5 protein-coding genes and 1 rRNA gene are annotated in these 4,004 nt (G+C 36.6%); 5 read left to right on the top strand and 1 reads right to left on the bottom strand.

Annotated features, from left to right (window positions below; genetic code table 11):
- Window positions 1-40: 40 nt before the first annotated feature.
- Complete coding sequence (locus KW850_RS33765; protein ID WP_256358583.1) at window positions 41-175, top strand: hypothetical protein; 135 nt, start codon at window positions 41-43, stop codon at window positions 173-175.
- Window positions 176-224: 49 nt separating this feature from the next.
- Here the strand turns inward: KW850_RS33765 and fabF are convergent, their stop codons facing one another.
- Window positions 225-1,460 carry a beta-ketoacyl-ACP synthase II gene (gene fabF / locus KW850_RS32300; RefSeq protein WP_218351680.1) on the bottom strand — a complete coding sequence of 412 codons (1,236 nt, stop codon included), beginning with the start codon at window positions 1,458-1,460 and terminating at the stop codon, window positions 225-227.
- Between the two features lie 122 nt (window positions 1,461-1,582).
- Between fabF and KW850_RS32295 the strand changes: the two genes are divergently transcribed.
- The 4 genes from KW850_RS32295 to KW850_RS32285 all read left to right on the top strand — a co-directional run.
- Complete coding sequence (locus KW850_RS32295; RefSeq protein WP_218351679.1) at window positions 1,583-2,434, top strand: helix-turn-helix transcriptional regulator; 852 nt, start codon at window positions 1,583-1,585, stop codon at window positions 2,432-2,434.
- A 400-nt stretch (window positions 2,435-2,834) separates the two neighbouring features.
- Complete coding sequence (locus KW850_RS32290) at window positions 2,835-3,338, top strand: hypothetical protein (RefSeq protein WP_218351678.1); 504 nt, start codon at window positions 2,835-2,837, stop codon at window positions 3,336-3,338.
- An 88-nt stretch (window positions 3,339-3,426) separates the two neighbouring features.
- On the top strand, window positions 3,427-3,519 hold the full coding sequence (locus tag KW850_RS34470) for a S8 family serine peptidase (protein ID WP_374226412.1): 93 nt from the start codon (window positions 3,427-3,429) through the stop codon (window positions 3,517-3,519).
- A gap of 283 nt (window positions 3,520-3,802) precedes the next feature.
- Window positions 3,803-4,004: ribosomal RNA gene (locus KW850_RS32285) — 16S ribosomal RNA — on the top strand; the annotation flags it as partial.

Genomic DNA, 4,004 nt, shown 5'->3' with positions numbered 1-4,004 from the left:
AGCTACATCTTGTGAATGATAACTAGGAGGAGCCGTGTGCGTGAATAGCGCAAGCACGGTTCTGCGAGGGGGGAGAAACACAATCTACCGCGAGGTAGAGAGGTTCTCTTCTACTCAACTAGTTGAACAATCGTCATTAGCTTTTATTCAACAATCGGGCCATTTAACGGAATAAATCTACCCGTTTCCTTAAGAAACGGGTAGATTTACGAGAGAAAGTTTATTCATTCGTATTTCCTTAAAACAATTGCTGCATTATGACCTCCGAAACCGAATGAGTTAGACAGACCCGTATTTATTTTCACTTGGCGAGCAATAGATGGTACATAATCGAGATCACATAATGGATCAGGATTTTCTAAGTTAATTGTTGGAGGAATCATACCTTCCTTTAAACTCATTGCTAAAGCAATTGCTTCAACCCCGCCTGCTGCCCCTAACATATGACCGATCATAGATTTATTAGCTGTTACTGGAATCTGATAAGCTTGTTTACCGAACAGCTGCTTAATAGCCATCGTTTCGGAGATGTCTCCCACTTTTGTACTTGTTGCATGGGCACTAATAACATCAATTTCTTCAGGCGATATATTTGCATTTTTTAAAGCTGATCTCATTGCAAGATAGGCCCCTTTACCTTCCGGATGTGTAGCTACGATATGGTGTGCGTCTGAACTTGCACCATATCCAATGACTTCTGCATAAATCTTTGCCTCTCTACGTAAAGCATGAGATAAAGATTCTAGGATTAGAATTCCAGCTCCTTCTGACATGACAAATCCATCTCGATTTTCATCAAATGGACGACTAGCTTTAGTGGGATCATCGTTTCTTGTTGATAATGCTGTAGCATTACCAAAGCTTGCTATTGATAAGTCTGTTATAGCTGCCTCTGTGCCACCTGCGAACACAACGTCAACTTCTCCAGAACGAATTAGTCTAAAGGCTTCACCAATAGCTGTATTTCCAATTGCACAAGCAGAAACGGGCGACAAAGAAGGTCCCATTGCGTTCCACTTGATACTAATTTGTGCTGCAGCAGCATTAGAAATCATGGCAGGTACTAGGGTCGGGCTAACTCTTCTTGGCCCCTTCTGTCTAAGCACATCAATATTTTCAATCAAGGTTTCAATTCCCCCTATCCCTGAACCTACATATACGCCTAACCTTTCTACATCTATACGATCGAGGTCTAACTTAGAATCTACCCAAGCTTGTTCAGCTGCAGCCAAAGCAAATTGAGAAAAACGATCTAAACGCCTAGCTTCGTTCTTTCCTAAAACTTCATCTGCATCAAAATCTTGGACGATACCTGCAATTTTTGTCTTATGATTAGTAACATCAAATGTATCGATAGTGGATATACCAGATTCCCCGTTAATCAAATTGTTCCAAAATGTTTGGATGTTGTTTCCTATAGGAGACACTATCCCCATACCGGTAATCACAACTCTTTCCACTTTTCATCCCTCCAAATAAGTAATTTACTTGTATTTTACATCTCTTCTATCCTATTACAAGAGATAGTTTATCCTGGTATAATTACTAATAGGTTAAATTGATAAGTTGAGGAGTTTTAAAAATGAATGATAAAACTAGGCTTGAAGCTTTGTCGACATTCTTAAAAGCTAAGCGTGCCCAAATTAAGCCAGAGTCTGTTGGTATGCCTGCCGGAACCCGGAGAAGGACACCTGGATTACGAAGAGAAGAGGTTGCACAATTAGCAGGTGTAAGTACCACTTGGTATACATGGCTAGAGCAAGGAAGAGATATAAAAGTTTCTTCAATCGTACTTGATTGTATTTCTACAGCTCTACAATTAAATAATGATGAAAGAGACTACTTATATGACCTGGCATTAGAGACAAAATCAGAAATTACAAATCAAAAAAAGAATCAATCAGAGCTTAGCCCTTCTTTAAAGCGAATACTAACTGAATTAACATATTGTCCGACTATCATTACGGATCGACATTGCCATATAGTGGGCTGGAATCCTGCAGCTGCTCATGTTTTTTTAGATTTTGAACAAATACCGAATGATCAAAGAAATTTGATTCGTTTAGTGTTCACTAGAAAAGAATTAAAAGCATTGGCCGTCAATTGGGAACATTTTGCGAAAGGTTTTCTTGCTATTTTCCGTACCTATTATGGACACTATTTAGGCGATGAATGGTACAACCAATTTATTAAAGAAATGAGTTATTCACATTCAGAATTTCAGGATTTATGGCAAGAAAGTCAAGTAAGTAAGGCTCCAGAAATGATAATTGAATTCAGACATGCTAAAGCAGGCAAAATGTTGTTTAATTTAACTTCTCTTCAGGTTCAAGGTGATATGGATTTACGGTGCAGTATCTATACACCAGTAGAGGAAACAGATACAGAAATTAAATTAAAGCGATTAATGAAGAGGGTTTCGGTTGAAAATTAATAAAGTAATTTCGTTATTCTATTATAGGGCGCTTTCTTTAGTAAGAAGGCGTCTTTTTGATATTCCCCTACACATTAAGGTATTAGATTTTGTTATGGCAAAAAAAGATTGTGAAGATTATCACTTAAACTAACGGGTGCTTGTGCGGCCGAGCCTAGGTCGTATCATATAGCGGGTGGGATTCCATACTTTGCCCTCCCCATAAGTAGTAGCTATAATATTCTTTCATGTTAAAATTCCAATTTTAAGGAAATTCAATTTTTTTAAAACAATGTACCAGAAAGTAGCTTAGAGGTATTTTCGCATTTTTAAAATTTTGTTATTTATGGATTTATCTTTCAATTTATACTAGCAAAGTAGAACGATAAATAAAAATACTAAAATAGAGGGGGCTTGTGTAGTGAATGAAGAATTCCAGGAATTATTAAAGCAAAATGAGATTAGTAATATTGAAAATCCAACTGAAAGTGACATAAAGAAAATATTTGAGCAGTTACCATTGCTAGAACTTAAAGCAAATAATGAACTAGATAAAACTATGATTCAGGAATACTATAAATATGTGGCAACGATACTTCCTAATGTGTTAAAAACAGTAAATGACTTAGCTTCACAAAATTTAGGTAAAGAAGTAATAAACTCATTCAATAAAAGAATAGATGCACTAAACAAAAGATATGAAATTGAAAAGGATCCGGAAGAATTAAAAAGAATTCAGCAAGAGATTTCTAATATATTTGATAGGATTGAAAAAGTATCTGATAAACAAACAACTTTCTTAAAGCAATTAGCATTTGGGGCGATGGGAACAATTGCGATTCTAGGAGGAATTGCAATTGGTATTAAAAATAAAGAAGCAGGAAAAAAAATCGTGGAAGAAGGAATAAAAGTAATAAAAGGGTAAAGAAGATAGTTATAGAAAAGACCATCTATATTTTTAAGGTCTTTTTCTTTTGTTATTTTCCCAATCTGAAATAACTGCCATATAGTAGATTCATTGTAAGATTCATATTGAAAGGGGCAACAACGGTCACGGTACCCATGTTGCCGGAACCATTGTAGCATTGGACAATGGGTGCTTTTAAAAACTTCTTTATATGTTTAAACTTTTTTGCAAAAAGAAGTTGACTTACATGCAGATTATTTGTTATATTATTATTCGTCGCTGAGGCGGCGAAGTTAATTTTAAAAAGAAGTTGGCTTCTACGAGGCGAAGTGTTAAAATAGACTTCGCTGTCGCTAAATAAAGTGATATATTGTTCTTTGAAAACTAAACAAACAAAATCGTGCAAACAAACAATAAATATCATGTTTCTTCTATTATAAATGAAGAACATGAGCCAACGTAACAAAATGAGCTAATCAACTTTCTTGGAGAGTTTGATCCTGGCTCAGGACGAACGCTGGCGGCGTGCCTAATACATGCAAGTCGAGCGAATCAACAGGAGCTTGCTCCTGTTGGTTAGCGGCGGACGGGTGAGTAACACGTGGGCAACCTGCCTGTAAGACTGGGATAACACCGGGAAACCGGTGCTAATACCGGATAATCCTTTTCCTCTCATGAGGAAAA

The sequence above is a fragment of the Bacillus sp. sid0103 genome (assembly GCF_019219025.1).
Note: the sequence above shows the minus strand (reverse complement) of the source record. Positions and strands in the feature narration are given on the sequence as shown.